Annotated in this window: 26 protein-coding genes; 5 read left to right on the forward strand and 21 right to left on the reverse strand. The window is 51.7% G+C overall.

Translation table 11 applies throughout. From position 1 onward, the window contains the following. Positions 1 to 120: 120 nt before the first annotated feature. Both hisC and PsW64_RS16780 read right to left on the reverse strand, forming a co-directional pair. Positions 121 to 1,176 carry a histidinol-phosphate transaminase gene (gene hisC, locus PsW64_RS16775; RefSeq protein ID WP_063286527.1) on the reverse strand — a complete coding sequence of 352 codons (1,056 nt, stop codon included), beginning with the start codon at positions 1,174 to 1,176 and terminating at the stop codon, positions 121 to 123. Positions 1,177 to 1,233: 57 nt separating this feature from the next. Next, entirely contained in the window at positions 1,234 to 1,686 is a 453-nt protein-coding gene (locus tag PsW64_RS16780) for a MarR family winged helix-turn-helix transcriptional regulator (protein ID WP_063286528.1), read from the reverse strand. Between the two features lie 115 nt (positions 1,687 to 1,801). Here PsW64_RS16780 and PsW64_RS16785 point away from each other — a divergent pair, with 115 nt between their 5' ends. Continuing rightward, complete coding sequence (locus PsW64_RS16785) at positions 1,802 to 2,119, forward strand: DnaJ family domain-containing protein (protein WP_063286529.1); 318 nt, start codon at positions 1,802 to 1,804, stop codon at positions 2,117 to 2,119. Between the two features lie 109 nt (positions 2,120 to 2,228). Here the strand turns inward: PsW64_RS16785 and PsW64_RS16790 are convergent, their stop codons facing one another. From PsW64_RS16790 to PsW64_RS16840, 11 genes are all read right to left on the reverse strand, one after another. Then, positions 2,229 to 2,729 carry an RNA pyrophosphohydrolase gene (locus PsW64_RS16790; RefSeq protein ID WP_063286530.1) on the reverse strand — a complete coding sequence of 167 codons (501 nt, stop codon included), beginning with the start codon at positions 2,727 to 2,729 and terminating at the stop codon, positions 2,229 to 2,231. 118 nt (positions 2,730 to 2,847) lie between these two features. Then, a complete protein-coding gene (locus tag PsW64_RS16795; protein ID WP_208980847.1) occupies positions 2,848 to 4,071 on the reverse strand; it encodes a divergent polysaccharide deacetylase family protein in 1,224 nt (407 codons plus the stop codon). Between the two features lie 175 nt (positions 4,072 to 4,246). Further along, positions 4,247 to 5,581: a S41 family peptidase gene (locus PsW64_RS16800; RefSeq protein WP_057462750.1), complete on the reverse strand. Its 1,335-nt coding sequence runs from the start codon at positions 5,579 to 5,581 to the stop codon at positions 4,247 to 4,249. Then, positions 5,578 to 6,954 carry a murein hydrolase activator EnvC family protein gene (locus PsW64_RS16805; RefSeq protein WP_208980848.1) on the reverse strand — a complete coding sequence of 459 codons (1,377 nt, stop codon included), beginning with the start codon at positions 6,952 to 6,954 and terminating at the stop codon, positions 5,578 to 5,580. Before PsW64_RS16805 ends, PsW64_RS16800 begins: the two co-directional genes overlap by 4 nt. Positions 6,955 to 7,236: 282 nt before the next feature. Further along, positions 7,237 to 7,719 (reverse strand): 23S rRNA (pseudouridine(1915)-N(3))-methyltransferase RlmH, encoded by a 483-nt coding sequence (gene rlmH / locus PsW64_RS16810; RefSeq protein WP_063304316.1) that lies wholly within the window; start codon positions 7,717 to 7,719, stop codon positions 7,237 to 7,239. Between the two features lie 155 nt (positions 7,720 to 7,874). Beyond that, a complete protein-coding gene (gene rsfS / locus PsW64_RS16815) occupies positions 7,875 to 8,306 on the reverse strand; it encodes a ribosome silencing factor (RefSeq protein ID WP_208860027.1) in 432 nt (143 codons plus the stop codon). Between the two features lie 126 nt (positions 8,307 to 8,432). After that, the gene (locus PsW64_RS16820) at positions 8,433 to 9,098 is read right to left on the reverse strand and encodes a nicotinate-nucleotide adenylyltransferase (protein ID WP_082831142.1); all 666 of its coding nucleotides are present in this window, start codon (positions 9,096 to 9,098) and stop codon (positions 8,433 to 8,435) included. Next, positions 9,095 to 10,390, reverse strand: coding sequence for a glutamate-5-semialdehyde dehydrogenase (locus tag PsW64_RS16825; protein ID WP_063304317.1), 1,296 nt, complete (start codon positions 10,388 to 10,390; stop codon positions 9,095 to 9,097). The genes PsW64_RS16820 and PsW64_RS16825 overlap by 4 nt, the downstream gene beginning before the upstream one ends. A 52-nt stretch (positions 10,391 to 10,442) precedes the next feature. Continuing rightward, complete coding sequence (gene proB, locus PsW64_RS16830; RefSeq protein ID WP_063299453.1) at positions 10,443 to 11,573, reverse strand: glutamate 5-kinase; 1,131 nt, start codon at positions 11,571 to 11,573, stop codon at positions 10,443 to 10,445. Then, positions 11,573 to 12,619 carry a GTPase ObgE gene (gene obgE, locus PsW64_RS16835; RefSeq protein ID WP_063299452.1) on the reverse strand — a complete coding sequence of 349 codons (1,047 nt, stop codon included), beginning with the start codon at positions 12,617 to 12,619 and terminating at the stop codon, positions 11,573 to 11,575. The genes proB and obgE overlap by 1 nt, the downstream gene beginning before the upstream one ends. 276 nt (positions 12,620 to 12,895) lie before the next feature. Further along, positions 12,896 to 13,441: a GNAT family N-acetyltransferase gene (locus PsW64_RS16840; RefSeq protein ID WP_057461562.1), complete on the reverse strand. Its 546-nt coding sequence runs from the start codon at positions 13,439 to 13,441 to the stop codon at positions 12,896 to 12,898. Between the two features lie 857 nt (positions 13,442 to 14,298). Here PsW64_RS16840 and PsW64_RS16845 point away from each other — a divergent pair. From PsW64_RS16845 to PsW64_RS16860, 4 genes are all read left to right on the forward strand, one after another. Next, positions 14,299 to 14,505, forward strand: a complete 207-nt coding sequence (locus PsW64_RS16845) for a cold-shock protein (RefSeq protein WP_057461563.1) — start codon at positions 14,299 to 14,301, stop codon at positions 14,503 to 14,505. A 294-nt stretch (positions 14,506 to 14,799) separates the two neighbouring features. Beyond that, a complete protein-coding gene (locus PsW64_RS16850; RefSeq protein ID WP_063304318.1) occupies positions 14,800 to 15,432 on the forward strand; it encodes a TetR/AcrR family transcriptional regulator in 633 nt (210 codons plus the stop codon). Positions 15,433 to 15,532: 100 nt separating this feature from the next. Beyond that, positions 15,533 to 16,120, forward strand: a complete 588-nt coding sequence (locus tag PsW64_RS16855) for an OsmC family protein (RefSeq protein WP_063304319.1) — start codon at positions 15,533 to 15,535, stop codon at positions 16,118 to 16,120. Positions 16,121 to 16,228: 108 nt separating this feature from the next. Further along, positions 16,229 to 16,954, forward strand: a complete 726-nt coding sequence (locus PsW64_RS16860; protein WP_063304320.1) for a hypothetical protein — start codon at positions 16,229 to 16,231, stop codon at positions 16,952 to 16,954. Between the two features lie 50 nt (positions 16,955 to 17,004). Here PsW64_RS16860 and PsW64_RS16865 read toward each other — a convergent pair whose 3' ends face one another. From PsW64_RS16865 to PsW64_RS16900, 8 genes are all read right to left on the reverse strand, one after another. Then, complete coding sequence (locus PsW64_RS16865) at positions 17,005 to 17,556, reverse strand: GNAT family N-acetyltransferase (protein ID WP_208980849.1); 552 nt, start codon at positions 17,554 to 17,556, stop codon at positions 17,005 to 17,007. A gap of 71 nt (positions 17,557 to 17,627) precedes the next feature. Further along, positions 17,628 to 18,173 (reverse strand): GNAT family N-acetyltransferase, encoded by a 546-nt coding sequence (locus PsW64_RS16870; protein ID WP_063304321.1) that lies wholly within the window; start codon positions 18,171 to 18,173, stop codon positions 17,628 to 17,630. Between the two features lie 9 nt (positions 18,174 to 18,182). Beyond that, positions 18,183 to 18,749, reverse strand: a complete 567-nt coding sequence (locus PsW64_RS16875) for a GNAT family N-acetyltransferase (protein WP_063304322.1) — start codon at positions 18,747 to 18,749, stop codon at positions 18,183 to 18,185. A gap of 5 nt (positions 18,750 to 18,754) precedes the next feature. Then, entirely contained in the window at positions 18,755 to 19,303 is a 549-nt protein-coding gene (locus PsW64_RS16880; RefSeq protein WP_063304323.1) for a GNAT family N-acetyltransferase, read from the reverse strand. A gap of 1 nt (position 19,304) precedes the next feature. Continuing rightward, a complete protein-coding gene (locus PsW64_RS16885; protein ID WP_063299444.1) occupies positions 19,305 to 19,865 on the reverse strand; it encodes a GNAT family N-acetyltransferase in 561 nt (186 codons plus the stop codon). Next, complete coding sequence (locus tag PsW64_RS16890; RefSeq protein WP_063304324.1) at positions 19,862 to 20,428, reverse strand: GNAT family N-acetyltransferase; 567 nt, start codon at positions 20,426 to 20,428, stop codon at positions 19,862 to 19,864. Before PsW64_RS16890 ends, PsW64_RS16885 begins: the two co-directional genes overlap by 4 nt. Further along, the gene (locus tag PsW64_RS16895; protein ID WP_063299442.1) at positions 20,425 to 20,991 is read right to left on the reverse strand and encodes a GNAT family N-acetyltransferase; all 567 of its coding nucleotides are present in this window, start codon (positions 20,989 to 20,991) and stop codon (positions 20,425 to 20,427) included. Before PsW64_RS16895 ends, PsW64_RS16890 begins: the two co-directional genes overlap by 4 nt. Then, a complete protein-coding gene (locus PsW64_RS16900) occupies positions 20,988 to 21,578 on the reverse strand; it encodes a GNAT family N-acetyltransferase (RefSeq protein ID WP_082826886.1) in 591 nt (196 codons plus the stop codon). Before PsW64_RS16900 ends, PsW64_RS16895 begins: the two co-directional genes overlap by 4 nt. Between the last annotated feature and the right edge of the window lie 93 nt (positions 21,579 to 21,671).

The following is a 21,671-nucleotide window of genomic DNA, read 5'->3' on the forward strand; positions in this document are numbered from 1 at the left end:
GTTCTTCAACTAGGAGCAATCTGGAAGCTTCTTAAATAAAACACCACGACAAACAGCCGACATGACCACGACAGGAGCAGGACATTCAAACCTAACACCCTGTAAAATAACAAAATATATTCAGAGCATCGTCCGAAGCACTTTCACCAGTGTGGTACATTCTTCAGAGGTTCCGATAGAAATACGCAGCCAGTCGTTGATCCGCTCTTTCTTGAAGTATCGAACCAGAATGCCGTGATCTCTCAAATCGGCATGTAACCGCTCCGCGGGAACATGCGCGTGAGAGGCGAAAATGAAGTTTGTCGAAGATGGCAACACCGTAAAGTTGAGCGCCTGAAGGTTCTCGGTGAGCTTCTCTCTATCTACAACAATCTGGTCGCGTGTCTTTTCAAACCACTCCGTGTCCTCCCAGGCAGCAAGCGCGCCTGCAAGTGAAAGCCTGTCGAGGGGATAGGAGTTGAAGCTGTCCTTGACCCTGTGCAATCCCTCAATCAAATGCGGTTGCCCCACGGCAAACCCAACACGCATTCCTGCAAGGCTGCGAGACTTTGAGAAAGTCTGCACCACCAGCAAGTTGTCATAATCTGGCACAAGCTGAACCGCGCTTTGCCCTCCAAAATCGATGTAAGCCTCATCAACAAGAACCACCACATCCGGGTTTGCTTTGAGGATTGCTTCGATATCCTCCAATGGCATGGCAAGACCGGTTGGCGCATTCGGATTTGCGATGACGACACCACCACAAGTCCCGGCAAAGTCGCTGGGATTGATACGGAAGTCACTGCCGAGAGGCATCAGCTGATGTTCAATCGAGTAAAGCTTACAATAGGTTGGGTAGAACGCGTAGGTGATCTCCGGAAAGAGAATTGGCTCTTTCCCGCTGAAGAAGGCATGAAACGCATGTGCCAACACCTCGTCACTGCCATTACCTGCAAAGATATGGTCAGAGGTCAGCTGAAGAGAGGATGCAATACTTGCTCTCAGGTCAGAAGCAGACGGGTCAGGATACAACCGTAAGGCATCGCCTGTGGCCGCAGCAATTGCTTCCAAAGCACGCGGAGAGGGCCCCCATGGGTTCTCATTGGTATTCAGTTTGATAAAGGTCTGTTGCTTCGGTTGTTCCCCTGGGATGTAGGGCTCCAGTTTTTGGACAATCGGGCTCCAGAACCTGCTCATATCTCAATCCAATCTCAGCATACCGCAATCAATCGCGCATCTTTAAACTCGTGGATCCTAAGAGCGCTTGGACAATGCGTCATTCAAAACGCACTGCATGCGATAATAGGTTTCCACCTCTTCCTCGGAAAATACCTTCGCGAACTCTTCTATCCGTTTCATCTCGGCCTTGCGAACTTTTTTAATCAGCGCTTTGCCTGATGGTGTCAAACAATAAAACACGGAGCGCTTGTGCCGCGGATTGCTCACCTGTGCCACTTGCTCCTTGTCCAGCAATTCTTTGAGGACCTTGGCCACAAATTGGCGCTTCAGCTGCAGAAAATCAGTGAGTTGCGGCGCTGTTGCCTGCTCCAAAGCAAGCGTAGCTTCCAGCATAGCACGCTGACCGACAGTAAGGTCGGTTCCTTCAAGATCCGCCTCAACCCGATTGCTGATGGTACGGAGCAACGGTCGGGTCATCTGAATGCCAGCATAAAGCATTTCGGGTTTGGATTCTGGTTTTTTAAGCATTTGATTTACATGTTTTAATTCGTTTTATTGTCAATAAAATTGACAAATATCGCGTTCTGACTTACGTCTACCCTACAGATTTTCAGGTAATCTCAAAGGAAAATGAGTACAGATCATGGGTTTTAAAAATCTTGCAGAGCGGCAAATCCTGAAAGCACAAGCAGAAGGGCAGCTGAATAATCTTGAAGGAGAGGGTAAGCCGCTGCCAGCGCGTGCACCTGGTTCTCTTGATACAGCTGCAGGCATGAGGATCATGGCTGATGCCGGGGCTGTACCGCGCGAGATTGAATTGAAGAAAGAGATAGATGCTCAGCGGCTTGTTGTTCAAAAAGCTGAAGGCACGCCAGACTGGAAATCCGAAATGGCAAAACTAGCAGACCTGCAACTCCGGCATGCGATCGAACAGGAAGCCCGAAAAAAGTTCTTCACGTGAGCTGCTTAGCGCATTCCAAATGTATGCGCTAAGCAAAACCTGATGGTTGCCGATATTCTACGTATTAGAAAACCACACTGGCGAGATGGTACAACATCTCCAAGCCGTATCAGCTTGTGAACTCAGAGAACGCTTCAACCACATCCAGATAGACTTGGTGCTTGAACGGGATCACAAGGCCGGCAAGGTTCTCGGCTTTTTCCCAGCGCCACTCACAAAACTCCTGCGCATGCCCGTCAGGTGGAGTCAGGATGTTGATTTCGCTGTCATCACCATCAAAGCCGAATGCAAACCAGCGTTGTGTTTGGCCGCGATACTTAGCCTTGCGCACTTGGCGTTGAATCTCCTCAGGAAAATCGTAGGAGAACCAGTCAGGCGCTTCAGCCAGCAGTGTGATGGACTTCACAGAGGTCTCTTCATAAAGCTCACGTCTCGCAGCTTCCAGCGGGTCTTCCCCTTTGTCCAGGCCACCCTGTGGCATCTGCCAGGCAAACTCTTCAGGAATAGGCTGTTTGTCACCATAGCGTTTGCCGGCCCAGACAAGCCCATCCCTATTGATAAGCATGATGCCAACACAAGGGCGAAAAGGAAGAGCGCTGTAATCGGTCATGTCTGGTCCAATAAAGAGAGTTGAGTACGTAGTCCCGAAAACCGGAGCTATCTTTCGGGACTACGCGCAGAAGAAAGATTGGAGCATGATGCGTGAGTTCATATGAACGCAACAGGCTCTAGCGTGTGGAATTGATAGCAGAGCTGATTGGAACGAGAGAAAGACCGCGCTCCTCCAGCCGCTGTGACCACGCCTCCAAAGCATTTAACGTAACAGGGAAAGCAGTCGCAGTTGCGACGGCAATGCCGCGTTGACGAGCAATTGTTTCCAATTCCAGCAACTGTGTACCAATGGCTTCGGCGCTCAGGTTCTGGTCCAGAACCAGATCAGCCTGCACAAATGGCACTTTCTGCGTCCCGGCAACCTCGCTTGCTCTTGAGCGGGGAGACGAACCGTCATCAACATACATCAGGCCACGATCACGAACCTTGCTGAGGAACTCACTCATACGGGTCTCGTTAGAGGTGAAACGGTCGCCCATGAAATTGACAAGCCCTACATAATTGCTGGTCTGCCCAAGAACCCAGGAGAGGCGCTCCTCGTTCTGCTTCCTGTCCAGATTGGTCAACAGGCTTTGCGGGCCAGCGTCGTTGTCAGGATAATCAAACGGCTCCATTGGAGCTTGAAGAAGCACTTCATGCCCGGAAAGGCGTGCGGATTTCATCCAGCTGTTGATGTCATCACCATATGGAGAAAGCCCCAAAGAGATGTCAGCCGGGAGATCCTCAATGGCCTTGAGCGTCATATCGGAGTTAAGCCCGATACCATTGATTAAAATAGCAATCCGCGCCTGTGTCAGCGCTGCAGGGTTAGGCCGCCGTGCATAGGCATCAAGCGGTCGAATACCCTCAGCAGAGATCTTGGGAAGGGAGCCGAACTTGTTGGGCTCGAGTAGCTGATCAATTGGGTCGGTAGAAAGCGACTCGCTTGAGAAGCCACCATCCAGCCCCTCATAATCAACACGCCGGGCCAAGTCGACGAGTGATGTAGGTCCACTGGCCTGATCCTGCGCGTTTGCGCCTGCCGGACGAGAGGGACGATAGCTGCCATCCTGTCCAAAACCATTGGCATTAAACTGGTCAGACCCAATCTGGGCCAGTTGAGAACCATCCGGTAGATCAACAATCTCGATATCACTGGGAGCAACACCATCAAGAGCGCTGGAAAGCTCGATAGTCGCCATCGGCTCGCCACCGTTGGGGTCATCAACAATGCCGATCCAGATAAAGCCGGTGGTGAAAATAACAGTCATGATGGCGACACCAATCAGGCCGAGCGGCAATCGCCCGATGCTCCGACGCTTGTTCATTCCAAGCGGAGCTGTCAAATCGCTCCTAACCATTGGTGCCCCCACCCTGTCATAAAATTCCGCCGCGCCAAACGAAGGTTTAGCGCGGCGTCCTTAATCACTTTATAGCATATCCCCGAAATGTGGCTACCGGTTTTCGGAGAGGTATATGCCTGAAAACAAATAGATAGAAATCGAGCGCTCCGGATGAAGCGCTCGATACTCTGAATTATTTGGATTCGTTTGCTGCACTGTCTGCACTTGGTGGGAAGGCTGCATCAGTCTTCTCGCCGCGGAGCAGGGATTTTGCCAGGTTCAGCTGCACATCTTTGTCTTTGTCCTGTGGCACATAAGCCTGACTGCCAGAACCCTCGTCGCCTTCTTCAGCCTGAAGGTGACCACGCAGACCTGCTTCGCCTTTGGTTTCAGCACGGCCTTTCAGCTCATCAGGCAGTTCCTGCAAGGAAATGATGTCAGGGCGGATACCCTTAGCCTGAATGGAGTTGCCAGACGGTGTGTAATAACGAGCAGTTGTCAGACGGATCGCACCATTCGCACCAAGTGGAATGATGGTCTGTACAGAACCTTTACCGAAGGAACGTGTGCCCAGAATAGTTGCGCGGCGATGATCCTGCAGAGCACCAGCTACAATCTCGGAAGCTGACGCAGAACCGCCATTTACCAGAACGATCACAGGCGCGCCTTCAGTCAGGTCACCATTGCGAGCGTTATAGCGCTGGGTCTCTTCAGCATTACGGCCACGGGTAGAAACAATTTCACCACGGTTCAGGAACGCATCAGAAACAGCAATCGCCTGATCCAGCAAACCGCCTGGGTTGTTGCGCAGATCCAGCACAAAGCCCTTCAGGTTATCTTCGCCGATTTCAGCAGTCAGCTCATCAACAGCGTTTTCCAGGCCATCAAAGGTCTGTTCGTTAAACTGCGTGATGCGGATGTAACCGATGTCGTCTTCTTTGTTCCAGCGAACAGAGCGAATGCGGATCACATCACGGGTGATGGTGATATCGGTTGGTTCGTTGATACCTTCACGACGCACTGTAATGACGATGTCTGTGTTCACCAGACCGCGCATTTTTTCGACAGCCTCATTCAAGGTAAGGCCCATAACCTGTTCCCCATCAAGATGGGTAATCAGGTCACCTGCCTGTACGCCTGCTTTGTAAGCCGGAGTGTCGTCGATAGGAGCAACAACCTTCACAAGGCCGTCTTCCATGGTCACTTCAATACCAAGGCCACCAAACTCGCCGCGGGTCTGCACCTGCATATCGCGGAAGCTCTTTGGAGGCAGATAGCTGGAGTGCGGATCAAGGCTGGTGAGCATGCCGTTGATAGCGGTCTCGATCAGCTTGGAGTCAGCTGGCTCCTCTACATAATCAGAGCGCACACGTTCAAACACGTCGCCAAACAGATTAAGCTGATTGTAGGTATCAGGAGACGCAGCAGAAGCTGGTTCAGCAAATCTGAATGGTGCCTGAGAATATGTTACGACCGCCGTAGCCCCCATGACTACGCCAACCAACAAAAGCGATGCTTTCCGTATCATCCGCGAACCTTTTCGTTTTCGGCGCGTGACCACCATGGGTTGGGGTCGATTGCAGTGCCGTCTTTCCTGAATTCTACATATAAAACCGGCTGGTCCAAACTAAAATTAAGGTTATTAGCGCTTGCGAGGCGCGTTTCTCCCATTTTAGCGATTGGCTCTCCAGCTAGAATAAACTGCCCTAACTCCACCATGACATCGTCCAGCCCGGACATAAGGACATGGTATCCGCCGCCTGCATTAACAATTACCATCTGCCCGTAAGAGCGGAAATCCCCTGCATACACCACCCAACCATCAGTGGGGGAGGTGACCTGGGCATTCGGGCGTGTCGCAATGGATTGGCCAGTTGTTACGTTGCCAAAACCATCTGCAACCCCAAAGTCTTGCAGGAGCGTTCCAGACACCGGATCAGGCAAAAGCCCAAGGGTATCCGAAAAAGCAACAACCGGTTTCAATCGGCTCGGATCAGCAAACGGATCACCGGAGGCGATCCGGTTTTGCCGCTCAATGTCCGCAAGTCGCGCTGCTTCTGCCGCACGACGGCTGCTATCCACTTCTCTTTCAAGGTTAGCAAGCAACTCTTTCAAAGAGGTTGCCTTTTCGGCTAGTTCCCTGGCGCGAGCCTTCTCGGCTTCCAGCGCTGCAAGGCTCTCCTGCCGTGCTGCCTTCTTCTTTTCTAAAAGCAATTCAACACGATGACGCTCTTCAGCCATCTGTATTGCACCACTTCGAACCCGGTTGCGCTCTGCTTCAATTTTTGCTCGAAGCCGAGACAATTCAGCAAGATCACTCGCCAGTGCTTCCGCCTCAATCCGCACTTCTGGCATGATTGAGTTGAGCAGGATCGCACTGCGTACCGCACCAAGAGCATCCTGAGGACGCACGACCATTGCTGGCGGCGGGCGATGACCGATCCGTTGCAAAGCGCTTAAAACTTCAGCTAAAACATCTTTACGTTCATTCAATGACGCCCGGACAGATTGCTCATTTTTTCTATGCCGGCCCAAACGCGCTTCAGTGGCTTCCAACTGGTTTTCCAGTTTTTTCATACGCTCACCGGTACGGATCAACTCTCCGCTCAGGCTCTCACCATCACGCTCCAGCGCACGAATGGAGCGTTGAATTTCTTCACGCTTCTCTTTGGATAGAGAGATGTTCTCATTCAGGCTGCGAAGCTCTTTTTCCCGTTCCTTTTTTTGGAGCAGGGCAATCGCTGCCGGATCCTCTGGATCAATCTCGCCATCTTCAATTTTAAAGGAAACGTTCGTCAGTTTTTGCGCAGTACTTTGCAGCGGCAGAACAAGCGCTACCGCAAAAAACAAGGCAAAGCTTGTCACCAATCGGAGGATCAGGTTTCCCCTAAGACGCAACAATTGAACTCCCAAAGTGCAGCGCAGAGCAAAACGCTGACCTTAATACTAAAATATCGACGTAGACCAACCCTGCAAAACAACAGGCACGCAGCCCCAAAGTTAACGCCGAGGATAATGCTCCAGACAGCGTTAAGGAAGTGTCAACCACGTTGAAGGCTTAGCGACTTCCAGTAAAAACATCAATATCTACAGTAGCCATTCGGGCAGGTGAAACCGGAATGGGCAAATACAAAACAGTCTTAGTGGAAGGTTTTGGAATAAGAGCGGCAACCTCCGCACCATTCACGCCCGATGATACGGATGCCCTGTCAGTATGGTGATTGCGCGGTAGATTTGCTCGCCGCACAGGATGCGGACGAGTTGGTGAGGCCATGTCATGGAGCCCAAAGCGAGCTTCAGGTCTGCGCGTTGCAACAGCGCTTGGCCATGGCCGTCGGCACCGCCAATGGCGAGCACCATATCCGAAATACCCTGATCGGCCCAACCGCCAACCTTTTTGGCAAAGGCTTCGCTGGAAAGTGCCTTGCCGTGCTCATCCAGTGCAATCAGGATCGCACCGGAAGGAAGCGCATTGAGCAGCAGTTGCGCTTCTTCGTCTTTTCGATCACTCGTACGGGCAGCCCGACTCTCTGAAAATTCCACCACGGACACAGAAGCAATGCCAACGGAACGGCCAGCTTTGCGGGCTCGGTCCAGATAGCGTTCAAGCATGTCCTTTTCCGCGCCAGCTTTCATTTTGCCGACGCAGGCAATCGTGACTTTCATAAAGTCTCCGGGATTAGATCGTAGTGACCCGCAAAAAGATCTCATGCAGATGGAGCAGCACCTGCATCAGCGGCATTTGCCCAGACTCCCTCATTCCCCCAAAGGGGTAGAGAATTGACTGGCGTAATAGTCAGTGCTTCAAAGAAGCACTGATACTATCCGATGAACTGCGTCGGTGCAGAGCTATCCGCAGACCACATTTTTTCTACATTGTAGAAACTGCGGACTTCTGGGCGGAAAATGTGAATGATTGCATCACCGATATCGATGAGCACCCAGTCACAATGCGGCATGCCCTCAACGCGAGCGTTACCGTAGCCAGCATCTTTCAGATCACGGAGCAGGTAGTCGGCAACAGCACCCACATGGCGATGAGAGCGGCCAGAAGCCACAACCATGTGATCAGCCAGAGCAGATTTGCCTGTAAGATCTAGAGATACGATATCCTCAGCCTTGGAATTCTCCAGGCTGTTGAGGATCAGTGCAAGCACGTCCCCCTCATTGGTGGGATCATGCGGTTGAAGAGGAGCGATGGTGTCCGTCCCTTCATGTTGAGTTGTCATGGTCAGCTTAAGAGCCCTCGCCATGGTTAGAGAAAGCAGTACTCTGCCGGTCGAAAAGCCTGAAATGCACAAACTCAAGCCTTCCGTCAAGAAGAATACTCAGGTCCCTATGGCATTTTCAAGACACTACTTGCCGTAAAAAGCGTAAAGTTACCCTGGGGTGTGTCCTCTATTCCTCAGGAGGGTGGAAGAGGTTTCATCCAGCGGACCACGTAAAATGGTCCAGCACGGGGCTTTGCACTCAGGCAGGTGGTCTGCACTTTTTTCTTTTAATTGAGCAAAGGCATACCTTTGGCAAACTTGAGCGGAAAGAGACGAAAGGGTCGCTTTGGGCCGGTCAACAATTGCCACAGGCACCCCTTCTATAATGCTCTGCCAGTTTTGCCAATGGTGAAAATTGGAGAGATTGTCTGCACCCATAACCCAGACAAAATTCAGATGCGGTCTGCGCAGCTTTAATTGCTCCACCGTACTTGCCGTGTAAGAGGTGCCAAGCACCTTCTCATAGGCCGTCACCTTCATGCGTGGATGTCGTGCCAAAGCCTGCGCGGCGGCAACACGTTCTTCCAGGGGCGCGAGGTTTCGGTGAGACTTCAGCGGGTTTCCGGGCGTGACCAGCCACCAGATCTGATGCAGGTTCAAGCGCCGCAACGCCGTCTCCGCCACCATAAGATGGCCGGGATGTGGGGGATTAAACGACCCGCCAAACAAACCAATGCGATTGCCCGGTGCGGCATAGGGAAGGCGCATCCAGTCTGGTTGCACAATCCCAAGCTTGCCGTGGCTATCGCCCATTGTGGGGTCGGAGTTCGTCATGGACGCGTTTGGCCGTTCCCGCGAACCACGTATTTGAAGCTGGTCAGCTGTTCCACACCAACAGGTCCGCGTGCATGCATGCGGCCAGTTGCGATGCCTATTTCGGCGCCCATGCCAAACTCACCACCATCCGCAAACTGTGTGGATGCATTGTGAAGAACGATAGCCGAGTCCACTTCTGCAAGGAATTTGCGGGCCGCAATCTGGTCTTCTGTGATGATGCAGTCTGTGTGATTGGAACCGTAGATCCCAATATGCTCAATCGCATCTTCCAGACCGCCAACAATCTTCACAGAGATGATCGCATCCAGATATTCAGTCGACCAGTCGTCGTCAGTCGCCTCAGAAGCGGTTGGGCAAAGCATCATAACGTCTTCATCACCGCGTATCTGGCAGCCCTTCTGTTGAAGAGCAGCAAGAATTGGCGGCAAAATGGTTGCTGCCACAGCTTCATCAACCAGCAGCGTCTCAGTAGCACCACAAATGCCCGTCCGGCGCATCTTGGAATTGACGGTGATTTCAATCGCCTTATCCAGATCGGCCTTTTTGTCGATGAAGATATGAACCAGACCTTCCAGATGCGCAAACACAGGCACACGGGCCTCATCCTGAACACGGGCAACAAGGCTCTTGCCACCACGTGGAATGATCACATCAAGATTACCATCCAGACCCTTCAGCATTTCGCCTACAGCAGCACGGTCTTTCACCGGTACAATCTGAATGGCATCTACTGGCAGTCCGGCGTCTGCAAGGCCAGCCTGCAAAGCTTTATAGATAGCAAGGTTGGAGTTGATGGTGTCTGAACCGCCGCGCAGCACAACAGCATTACCAGCCTTCAGGCACAATGCTCCGGCATCCGCAGTCACGTTCGGACGGCTCTCGTAGATTACGCCAATTACACCAAGAGGCGTGCGGACGCGCGAGATATCCAGCCCGTTCGGACGTTTCCAGTCTGCTATCGTAGAACCGACAGGGTCTTCCAGCTTGGCAATGTCTTCCAGTGCGCAGGCAATGGCCTCAATGCGCTCTTCGTTCAATGTGCCGCGATCAATAAAGGATGCCAGCTGACCATTGGCCTGCATGCTCTCCAGATCAATCGCATTCGCTTTGAGGATCTCAGGGGTTGCAGAGCGAACGGCAGCTGCCATCGCTTCCAGGCCTTTGTTCTTCTGGCTTGTGGGGGCAATGGCTAGAGTACGTGCAGCAGCGCGTGCCTTTTTGCCAAGAGTTGCCATCAGGTCGCGAACATCGGTGTTGTCCGCATTTGCCACTTCAGAAGTATTCAGCATCTGCAAAACCCTTAAGTCATCACTGGTTGAACTTGGTCAACCTAAACAGTTTCTATGAATTGTCCAAATCAGATTTAGAGAGCACAAGGTCGTCCGTATGGACCATTTCTGCCCGTCCCGGATAGCCAACAATGGCTTCAATTTCTTTGCTGTTGCGCCCGATGATGAGAGAGGCCTCACCGTAATCATAGGCCACAAGACCGCGACCCACATCATGCCCGTCCGCATCTATAATACGCACAGCATCACCACGTGTGAATGTGCCATCCACTTTGGTCACCCCTGCTGGCAGCAGGCTCTTGCCCGCCTTCACAGCTTTCAGCGCACCTGCATCCAGCTGAATGGTGCCATGCGGCTTCAGGTGACCGCTGATCCACGTTTTGCGGGCACGAGCGGGTGAGGATGGAGCAGGGAACCATGTTGCCCGTGCGCCATTTTCAATTGCGTTAAGCGGGTTCATGGTCTTGCCACTGGCAATGATCATAGACGTACCAGCGCTCTGCGCAATCTTAGCCGCATCAATCTTGGTCTTCATGCCACCGGAGGAGAAGGCCGTTCCCGGCGCACCGGCCATAGCCTCAATCTCCTGTGTCACCTGAGGAACCTCAGGCAGGAAGATAGCATCAGGATCTGTCTGCGGAGCGGCGGTGTAAAGCCCGTCCACATCAGACAGCAGCACAAGAAGATCCGCACTCGCCATAGTCGCCACACGGGCGCCCAGACGGTCGTTATCGCCATAGCGGATCTCAGAGGTCGCAACGCTGTCATTCTCGTTGATGATCGGCACAGCGCCCATCTTCAGCAATGTGCCAATCGTCTCGCGTGCATTCAGGTAACGGCGACGCTCTTCCGTGTCGCCGAGCGTCAGCAGAATCTGACCTGCCGTTAAACCACGCGCACCGAGAATTTCAGAATACGCCTGAGCAAGTGCAATCTGGCCCACAGAAGCGGCGGCTTGCGCCTGCTCCAGTTTGAGCGGACCAGCTGGCAGACCAAGCACACCACGACCAAGAGCAATGGAACCGGAAGAGACCACCAGCACTTCTTTCCGAGCTTCGGAAAGAGCCTGAAGGTCATCTGCCAGCGATTCCAGCCACTCACGTTTCAATCGGCCCTTTTCTACCAGAAGGGCAGAGCCGATTTTAACGGTGATGCGCTTATAGTCGCTCAGACTTCGAGCCATTACGGGCGCCACTCCTCAATTCCATCAGAAGGAATGGCATTGGCCTCGTCTTGCTTATCCTTGTCAATTGCACGAATGATCATGCGCTGAGCAGTGTCGATGTTTTCACCACTGGCAGACGAAATGATCAAAGGCTTCTGACCGCAGGCTTCTTCAAGAGACTTAAAGCGCTCTTCGCGCAACTCGTCTGTCAGTGCATCTGCTTTGGAAAGACAAACAATCTCAGCCTTCTCATCCAAACCATGGCCATAAGCTTCCAGCTCACCGCGAATGGTGCGGTAAGAATCTGCCGGGTCTTCTTCTCCAGAGCCATCCACCAGATGCAACAGAACGCGAGTCCGCTCCACGTGGCCAAGGAAACGGTCGCCAAGACCATGACCTTCGTGTGCACCACGAATGAGTCCCGGAATGTCAGCGAGCACAAAGCCGCGATTGTCGAGTTCACACACACCCAGGTTCGGGTGCAGCGTGGTGAACGGATAATCCGCAATTTTCGGGCGTGCTGCTGATACAGCGGAGAGGAAGGTGGATTTGCCAGCGTTTGGCAGGCCCACAAGTCCAGCATCCGCAATCAGCTTCAGCCGCAGCCAAATCCACTTTTCTTCACCTTCAAGACCAGGGTTCGCATGGCGCGGTGCCTGGTTGGTTGAGGATTTGAAGTGTGCGTTACCGAAACCGCCATTACCACCTTTCAGAAGCAACAAGCGCTGACCAATCTCAGTCATGTCCGCCTGAACGGTCTCGTTGTCTTCTTCAAGAATCTGAGTGCCTACAGGAACACGAAGCACAACATCGTCGCCCTTGGCGCCGGTTCTGTTGCGGCCCATGCCATGCATGCCGATTTTTGCTTTGTAGTGCTGTGCGTAGCGATAGTCGATCAGTGTGTTGAGGCCATCAACGCACTCAACCCATACATCGCCACCACGGCCACCATCACCGCCGTCGGGTCCACCTTCGGCAACATATTTCTCACGGCGGAAGCTGACGCTGCCCGCGCCACCATCACCAGACTTTACAAAGATCTTTGCCTGATCGAGGAATTTCATTTTATTCTCTTTCGTCCACCTGTGACGTTCTTTGGAGGACGTCATAAAGCCCTATTGCGCTCCCGCCAAGGGCGGAACGGCAAATCTGGCTAATTTTATTGCTTAAGCGTGTTCCCGAAAAGTGTCTAGCGCTTTCCGGAAAAGAATAAGCAACCTGATTTATGGTTTACTGCCCTGAACAGCCAAAAGGCTCACGAACATCAATTCGCAAGCCTTTTAAAATTCAGATACGCAAGAACAAATCTCTAAAGACAAGTTGCTTTAGAGACTGGACCGTCAGGCGGCAATCGCCTGCATCGATGTCCATCTGTCCCGGGTCAGCGTAACTGTAGTGTAATCCATTTCGAGATCACCACGTGCGCGGTTCTTCTCTTTAGTCTCACCAGTTACCTCAAACCCGTTCTTCTGAAGCACATTCAGAGACTTCGGATTGATGGTGAACAGGCCGGTGTTCATCGCAGCCGCATTCAGCCGGTTGAACACATAATCGCATACCAGGTTGGTTGCTTCACTGGCATAACCTTTACCCCATTGAGATTTAGCCAGCCAGTAACCGAGGTGCGGTGTTGTTGAGACATTGCGGATGCCGATGACGCCGACAAGGCCTTCGCCATTGTCGATCACCCAGTTGATCTCTTCGCTGTGAGATGTCGTGCGGCAATGGTCAAACCACCAGTCACCATCATCCTTTGTATAAGGATGCGGAACGACAGTCAGCATCTTGCTCACATCGAAATCATTCAAAGACGCATTATGAATATCAAAATCACTCTCGCGAAAATCGCGTAGGATCAAGCGCTCGGATTGTAACTCCGGGAACATGACAATCTCTTCTTATTCTTCTTGGAGCGCTTGGCTTGTTGTCGCTGGCGCTCTTTCTCTTAAGTACACGAAGATAGCGTCAAACCCGTCGAGCCATGTGCTCGCAACGCGCCGGTGCTATCCAACCCTTGCTTTTGGTTCCTGAGATCTCAAGTGAACCCCTGCCACGAGTGCTGGGTACGATCACAAAGGGACGAGGGAGCAAAAGGCTGTTGCCGCAACCTTGCTCAAAGACCCTATCCTGCCATCTGCTGAAAGTCGCGAAACGCATAAACAGGCGCGCCAGCCAGATCAGAGGAGCAGGACCCATCTTCAATTGTCCGATAAACACACACAGATCGGAGAATCAAAGGTGATCGACGCCTGCATCTTTATTCACAGGGGAACAAAGTAAGCAGACAACAGCATCTTGGAGGTTTCAAAATCCGAGAGGAACTTAAAAGCTTGGGGGCGGTCACTATCTCGGACCACTCCCTATTGCAAGCGCTTAGAGCATGTTCATGGAATTTTTTTCACATAGTGAGGAATATTTGCGCGAATATCGGCAAAACCCGCAATGCAACCACAAGGTGACCTAACATCGGGTTTTCCCTCAACTTTTATGCGTTTTGTGAAAACATCAGGGAATAAGTTAGGATTTGACTCAGTAAAAACACAGAGAATTTAAAAAAATTGGTTCTACAGGCATCAAATGGAAAGCTGGATCTTTACTTATCAGTCAATATGTGGAATGCCGTCTCTACGTTAAGACTATCGACACCCTGTCTCCTTTTTAGGCGTCAGTGCACTCGATTTCGCCCTGACGCAACCAAAGCCATCTGCATGTCGCAGCGGCACACTAACTAGGAGATATCACGATGGCTAAAGGCACCGTGAAATGGTTCAACAGCACTAAAGGTTTCGGTTTTATTGCACCTGAAGATGGAAGCAAAGACGTATTTGTTCACATCTCTGCAGTAGAGCGCTCCGGTCTGTCTACTCTGGCTGATGGCCAGGACGTAACTTACGAACTGGAAGCTGGTCGTGATGGCCGTCAGAGCGCTGTAAACCTCGAAACCGTATAATTCGAGCTGTTCAGTGAAAAAGAGCGCAGCAATGCGCTCTTTTTTTTGTCTGGATTTTGGCCCAGACATCAATAAACCTACAATGAGATAGCCATCAGGCTTCCATTCAGCCAAAACGCCTCTCTTACAGTATACCGTCCTCCTTAAATCCGGCTCCCAACATCATGCTTCGCCGTGATGTCAGCTGAACGCCTCCACATTCCAGTCCCTTGCAATCTTGTTTCTCCTCACCAAACTCACTAGAGCTTAGTGTAAGATACGGTATCGTACCCACGTGAGAGACGGAAAACCTGCATGGAATCAGAGAAAAAGGTATCGCGCGGCGAAAAGCGGAAAAATGAGCTTTTAGAAATTGCAGCTGATGCGATCATCGAACTTGGCTATGCCAACACCTCGATGGATGAGATCGTCAGACGCGCCCGCGCCTCCAAAACCACAGTCTACAGACACTTCAAAAACAAAGAAGCAATGTTGGCAGAGATTGTCAGCAACTTGTCTGAAGGGCCTGCCCTCTCCATTAAACCCCTCGACTCAAACGAAGATGGCGGCTCCCGTCAGGAGCTTGAAGAGATTCTCTTTGTTTTTGGCAAGGCTGTCTTGACCCTCATCTATGATGACAGAACTCTGGGCCTTTGGCGCATGTTGATAGGTGAGGGCAGTCGCGCTCCTCATATTACCAAATCATTCTTCCAGCTTGGTCCTAAACGGGCAACCTCCAGCATTGCACAGCAGCTCCAACTGGCGAGCAGTCTGGGCATCGTCGCCATCGAACATCCTGAAAACGCAGCGGCCATCTTCATGGGTATGTTGCGCGAGGACACTCACCTCGCTCTTCTGCTGGGCGTTCAATCCGCACCGACTCTACAGGAAATCTCGGATCATGTTCGCCAATGTGTGCATGATTTCATGAAAGCATATGGCGCCTGATCTCAGCCAGCGCCGACCAGCTGAAAACAGCCATGCTTGACGAAAGTGATTTTTATCTGCTAAGTGTACGGTACAGTATCGTACACTTAAGGAGGTAGAGATGCTTGATAAGAACACTGTGACACATCCCATCGTGACCCGGGCAGCAGCCATGCCAACGCCCCAGCACATCAGCTTAAACAAAATCAAGAAGTCGAAAGACGGCATGGAGCTTGAGGTCGATTTCCTCGCAGAGCTCACAGGCGACGGCTTAGTCAAGACCGGCGTGGTCCAGCCCAATGTCCCCGGCTTTGGCGCTTTTGAAGTTCTCTGCGACGAAGGCTCATCCATTGGCGGCACGGATACAGCTCCCGCACCATTGTCTTACTTGGCCGCGGGTATCGGCTTCTGCCTGCTCACGCATGTGCATGGGTTGGCTCAGTCCCGGAAGCTGAACATCTCCTCCATCAAGCTGGAGCAGAAAATGAAGTTCCAGTCCAGAATTCCGGGAATGACCGCTGAAGAAGGCTCGGACATGCTTGGTGTTTCAAAAGGCGTCGAGACAGTCATCATCATCGAATCGCAAGAAGACCCATCTCTGATTGCCTCTTTGGTGGAGGCGAGTGAGAAAGCCTGCATGGCGCTTCAAACCGTCGTAAATGCAGTCCCGGCATCGACCACCATCATCAACAACGGCCAGAAACTCTGAGCCAGAATTGATGTGTAGGGCAGCCTCTCAAGCAAAATCGTTTGAAACGTTGCCCTCCTCTCCATTTCACCTTCTCAACAATGTCTCCGAGAAGGCGGAGGAAATACAATGACATCCTCTTCCCAACACAACTACTTCCCCACCACCTTTCGCAACCAGCTCATGGCAACAATCGTCTGGGCTCAGGTCTTTGTTCTCTATTGCATTGGCCTGTTGGTTTTCACCGAACAGGACACAAGTCAGATTTTCTGGGCAGATCCGTTCATCAAGATCGTGCCAATTTACGTCTCTACCTGGCTCATCATTTTCACCTCACTGCTCTTGGGCTGGTTTTGCTTTAACAAACTCGGCTGGGCAGGCTTGATAAAGCACACGCCCGGTTTGCAGATCGTGAGCGGTGTAAGCACAGCAATCATCATCACATGCATTATCTGGGCATTTTTTGGGAGTGAACTGCCTGACTTCGTCCCGGCAGAAGAAAGCTCTCGTCCAGGCTATCTCTTTGGCATGGTTGCAGGTTACGGCGAAGAACTCGTCTTCCGCATGTTATTGAGTGCGCTGGTCTTCTTCGGAATGTTTAAACTGCTGGCAGGCGTTGAGCACAGATATCGCGTGTTCTGGTCTGCTGGCACTGCAATCCTCATCGCAGCACTAGCTTTTGTCTTCCTTCATGAGCTTGGAGAACTGGATAGCATCTTATTGTGGAACTTGATCGCCACACGCATTCTCGTTCCCGGCATCATAATGGGGAGCCTGTTTTTTCTGGCCGGTCCGGGTTTTCTCATCTTCATGCACAGCACCATGCACATCATGATACCGCTGCTATTCGACTGATCCCAAAACTTGTCGCGCGCACCCATCGGCACGCGACAAGCAATTCATCTTCAAACCGTCACCGCCCGCATGGCTTCCCATAAATGCCGGGTGAGCTCCACGTTGATAAGAGTGACTTCTTCTTCTCCGCGAGCGCGACTTTTTTCTGGCTCCGAGCCGATTGTCTGGAAGCCGTTCTTCGCCAGCACATTCAGAGACCCGTCATTTTCTTCAAAGGCGCCGGAAGTCACTTTGCTCACACCCAGTTCCTCAAAGCAGTAATTGACCACCGCCTCAGTTGCCTCGCTCATATAGCCTTTGCCCCAGAACGGTTGACCCAGCCAATAACCAATGCGCGGGAAGCCATCTTCTGGAATGCGTATTCCAATGACGCCTGAGAACCCATGTTCGGATTCAATAACCCAGTTCGTTTCTTCGCTTAGCGGTGTCTCCTTGATGTGGTTCAACCACCATTCCCCATCCGCTTTTGTGTAAGGGTGAGGCACCACAGTCAGCATCTTGCTGACTTCAAAATTGCTGATGTACTCGCAGATTGGCTCCAGATCACCCTGCTGAAACTGGCGGAGTGTCAGGCGGTTTGTTTTGAGTTCAGGAAACATCATTAATCCAACTTGTTGCGTTTTGGAGTGCTTGGTCGCTGTGCCGCAAGCACTCTGTAATTCCATGATGGTCGTTAGGCAGGGATATGTCGTGCTGCCCACTGTTCCCGCGTTAAACTGAGAGAAATATTCGGCAGCTTCTCTTCTGGCCGGGAGCGCGGTGTTGAAAAGCCTCTTCCAACCTCCTGAAAACCCAGTTTGGTCAGAACGCGCAGGCTTCCGGGGTTCTCTTCAAGCGCAGAGGTATAAATCGTGGGCAGGCCAAGTGTCTCAAAACCATATGCAGTAACGGCCTGAGCAGCCTCACTCATATAGCCTTTGCCCCACAGATGCTCAGCAAGCCAATACCCAAGAATTGGCTTGCCGCTTTGAAGCTTCATCAGAGTGATCGCGCCGGAAAAGCCAGCTGGCCCCTCAATCACCCTGGCGATTTTCTCTGAGAGTGGAGTGGTCAGGCAGTAGTTGATCCACCATTCTCCGTCTGCCTTGGAATAAGGGTAAAGCACTTCAGAGAGTGTTTTACTAACTGCGAAATTGTCGGTGAACTTGCAAAGTGGCTCCAGATCAGAATGCCTGAACTGGCGCAGTATCAGCCTGTCTGTTTTTAGGTCAGGAAACATTTTGAATACTCACGAATTCACGTCTGAATTAGTCAGCCGAAGAAAGTCATTTCGGGTTATCTGAAGCTGGATTTCATCAAACTCCACATTGCCCCGCGCGCGGCAGGCGTGTTTAGCCTCACCAGTAATCTTGAAACCCATCTTGGTCAGCACCCGCATGGAGGCCGGGTTCTCCTTGAACACTCCGGTCCGCACCACATGCAGCGCCCGCGCTTCAAACAGATAACCAAGAACAACACGCAAAGCCTCACTCATTAGTCCTTTGCCCCAATGCTCGCGCCCAAGCCAGTAACCAACGCTCGCAGCTCCACGCAATTCCTTCGCTTTAAAACCACCACAAAACTGCCCATCAAGCTCAATTGCCCAGGTCACATTCTCAGCTGTGTTGTTGGCAAGCGCCTGCTCAATATAATCCCGCCCATCCGCTTCCAAAAACGGATGCGGTTGACTGCTCAGCGACTTGGAGACCTCAAAATCCCCCAGATACGCACAAAGCCGCTCCAAGTCCTCAGATTGCATCTCTCGCAGAACAAGTCGCTCGCTGCGTAGAATAGGAAAGGTGCTTTGGGTTGTCATGGCGCTCAACCTTCCGCTTCTGCTAGGTCCACAAAATCGGCTTTGGGCAATGCAAGCCGGAGATGTGGAACCATGATATCACCGCGTCCTTTAGAGGGGATAGTTTCTTCGCCCACTTTGCTGAAGCCCATCTTATCCAACAAGTGAGAGGAGGCGGGATTGTCGGCAAACACACCAGCCTCAAAGCTCGTCACAAAGCGCCGCTCAAATCCGAAACGCAGAACTGTGCGCAGCGCTTCGCTCATGTAGCCACGCCCCCAATAAGGCTCACCCATCCAATAACCGGTCCAGCTAGTTACATCCTCAAACTTTGACCAGATGCAACCGACAAGGCCAGTTCCATCATCAATGGCCCATAACACAACACTGGCAGGATCATTGGTTTTGCCGCGATGGATGTAGAACCTGCCAGTCTCTTCTGTAAACGGATGCGGCATGCCAGAGAGCATGCTCGCAATCGCATAAGAGTTCGCCAGCTGGACAAGGCGATCCAGATCACCGTCTTCAAGCATGCGCAATCGAAGACGGTCTGTTTTCAGCTCTGGAAAAGCCATCCTATCTTATCCCCGCCACGGCAAGCTGTGGTTGCTCAGCAGACTGTGCCAGCTTGAGTTCGAAATTTTGGGTCTCAATTTCGTCGGACTCTCTGGAAGCGCAGGAATGCGTGCAGACAGAGGTTGGAACGAAGCCGTTCTTCATAAGAACGCGGAATGACGCAGGATTCTCCAAAAAAACGCACGCATCAACGTTCTCAACGCAACGCTCATTTTGTAGATAGTTTACAACGGCTTGCACGGCTTCACTCATATAACCCCGCCGCCAGTAGTATTTTCCAAGTGCATAGCCCAAAGAAGCAGATTTGCCGATCCGGTGTGCACCAATGGACCCGATGAAGCCGGTACCATTATCAATCGCCCAAACCACATCCGAATTCAGATCATTAGAATGACTACGAGTGATAAACTCATGCGCCCACTCATTAGTGATCGGATGCGGAAAGCTGGCAGTCATCCGCGCCACATCAAAATCAGAAAACAGGAACCGCAGCCGAGGATAATCATCCGGCTGAAGTGCTCTTAAAATCAAACGGTTGGTTTGTAATTCCGGAAAAATCATTGCGCTGCCTCCTGCGCTCTGGACTGCTGTGCACTGATGAAATCAAGCGGGGATATGAGGAACTCTTCTGTCGGATAATTGCCCGCGAGGCGTGCACGACTTCGTCCCTCATTCTGTCCGGTATGAACAAACCCAAGTTTTCGGATCAGTGCCTGAGATCCCGCATTGTCGCTAAAGGCATCGGCAAAGATGGAAGGCAGCTCACGTTCCAGCAGCAAGTAACGGAGAACCTCACTAACTGCCTCATACATAATGCCTTTTTTCCAATGCTCTTCTGCAAGCCAAAAGGCGAGTTCAGGTTTTCTGGAAAGGTGGCCAGCACCAACGCCACCAACCACTTCCCCCTGCAGCTCAACGGCCCAGTTCACTCCATGGCCAAGGTCTCTGGGCATAAACCTTTGCAGAAAGACCTCAGCATCCGCTTTGGTATAAGGATACGGAGCACTCGCCAGCATACGCGTAACATTCTGATTTTGCAGCAATTTAAGAATGCGAGGCGCATCCGTCTCTCTCCACTCCCGCAGTGCCAAGCTGGTCGTTCTCAAACGAGGAAAAGTGGTCATTGTGCTGCCTCCTGCACTCTGAGCTGTTGTGCTGCGATGAAATCAAGCGGGGATATGGCGAACTCTTCTGTAGGATAAGTGCCAGCCAGACGAGCTAGACTGCTCCCCATTCCTTGCCCGGTATTAACAAAACCAAGCTTGCGCATCAGCGCTTGCGATCCCTTGTTATCGCTGAATGCATCCGCAATGATTTTGGGGAGTTCGCGTTCAAGAAGAAGGTAGCGCAAGGCTTCGCTAGCGGCCTCAAACATAATGCCTTTTTGCCAATGTTCTTCAGCAAGCCACCAACCCATGTCTGGTGTTTTATCAAGCGGCCCGGCACCAATACCACCAACCACTTCTCCTTTAAGCTCGACTGCCCAATTCAAAACTTCATTCAGATTGTGAGGCATAACTTTATGCAAAAAGGCTTCGGCATTTGCCTTTGTAAAGGGATGTGGCTTGGAGGTTAGCATGCGTGTAATATTCTGATTTTGAAAGAGTTTTAGCGCGCGAGGTGCATCCGTTTCTCTCCACTCCCGAAGTGTCAGACTGGTCGTTCTTAAGCGAGGAAAAGTGGTCATAGTGCTGCTCCCATCATCACATGCGCATCACCATGCAACGCCTCAAACCGATCCCGCGGCAGATGCATGATGATATTCTCAACGTCTTGTTGCAAAGGTTTAGAGTACCGAAGGCAAACACCAGCAGGCTCAAAGCCTAGCTTTTTCAATACCTTCTGTGAAGGATAGTTCGTCGCAAACACACGAGCGGCGAAGGTGTCACATGCAGCGCGCGCAAAGCCCCAATGCAGCGCAGCAACACATGCTTCAGTGATATACCCTTGGCCATGTGCGGCTTCGGAAAGCCAATAGCCAATGGTTGGTAGCTCCGGGAACTCTTTGAGATCACCGGATTTTTGGACTTCAACGCCGCCTATAAGCTGTCCGTTACAGTCGATGGCAAACGGAAATGAGTCCGTTTTAGCATTTGCAAGGCACGCCTGTTCCACAAAGGCTTCGGCTTCCATCATGGTTGGAGGCCACGTTAACCCGGTGAGCCAGCGTGCTATTTCATAGTTAGAAGGTCCGATCTCCCAAAAGCGAGGGAGATCGTCAGATTGGAACGGGCGCAGCTGCAGCCTTTGGGTATCTATAGTTGTGGTGAGCATTGTAAAAGGCCTTGTAAATCAAACTCATGTTTCTCTAATCGTTCGTTGAAGTAGGTAAGTGAGGGTAAAACGCAGCATGGCCTTAATGACCCG

Source organism: Pseudovibrio sp. W64 (assembly GCF_001623145.1).
Taxonomy (GTDB): Bacteria; Pseudomonadota; Alphaproteobacteria; order Rhizobiales; family Stappiaceae; genus Pseudovibrio.